The organism is Stenotrophomonas maltophilia group sp. RNC7 (assembly GCF_030910085.1).
Classification (GTDB): domain Bacteria; phylum Pseudomonadota; class Gammaproteobacteria; order Xanthomonadales; family Xanthomonadaceae; genus Stenotrophomonas; species Stenotrophomonas sepilia.
Map to the genome: position 1 here is coordinate 1 of NZ_JAVFVN010000178.1, position 827 is coordinate 827.

Annotated in this window: 1 protein-coding gene; it reads right to left on the reverse strand. The window is 33.7% G+C overall.

The window, feature by feature from the left end; translation table 11 throughout:
• Positions 1 to 827: minor capsid protein (locus RCF13_RS02360; RefSeq protein WP_308140802.1), on the reverse strand; the 827-nt coding region annotated here is incomplete at both ends.

The following is an 827-nucleotide window of genomic DNA, read 5'->3' on the forward strand; positions in this document are numbered from 1 at the left end:
TCAATTAAATTAGGAATATTCTTATCATGTGCAATGTACCATTCCCGAACTTCTCTATCCCCAAACTTGCCAAAGAAGGAATCTCTATAATCTAAAGAATTTAATGTATCCTGTTTTTCAGCTCTGATATTTTCCCATTCCTTAACATTATTATACTTTAATTCTTGAAAGTCCTCAAGCGTAGATGGAATTTTGTCTCCAAATATTAGTTTGTATTTACTATGCTGCACCTTATCTGATGTTCTATTTACCATTTTATTTTTCATTACTTGAACTTGATCTTGACCATATTCATCCACTACATATTTTCGATACCACTCATTAAAATCCATATCTGCTGGAACTTCATAACTTTTATTTGTTATTGGATCTCTAGCAACTCTTGTAGTTATTTCTTCATCATCGAATTTTGGAACGGTTGTTGTTCTACAGAATTGATGAAAAGGCGGGTAATTAACTCCGACTACAGCTTTACCTACATCATAAACTTTATTATCTTGTTTTTGGCAAATATCAGAAGTTTTGTGATCTAATGTCGCTAATATTTGATACTTCTCTACTCCTTCTTCTGTATACCCTTGCAAGGTAGCCTGTTCAGATATAAATGCACTTTCTGTATGAAGTAATCTATAAGCTTCGTATTTCCTTCTATCAAAGTGTTTAGCGAACTCCTTGCTTAACACTCTAGGATTTACGCCTCGAACCATTATAGTGGTTAGATCCTCCATCAACTTCTGCTCTAGGAAGTCTTTTTGTTTCCAAATCCTAGTTGAGAAGTTTGCACCATTGAAAGGATACTTAATTAACGCATCTATATCTCTAGGGCT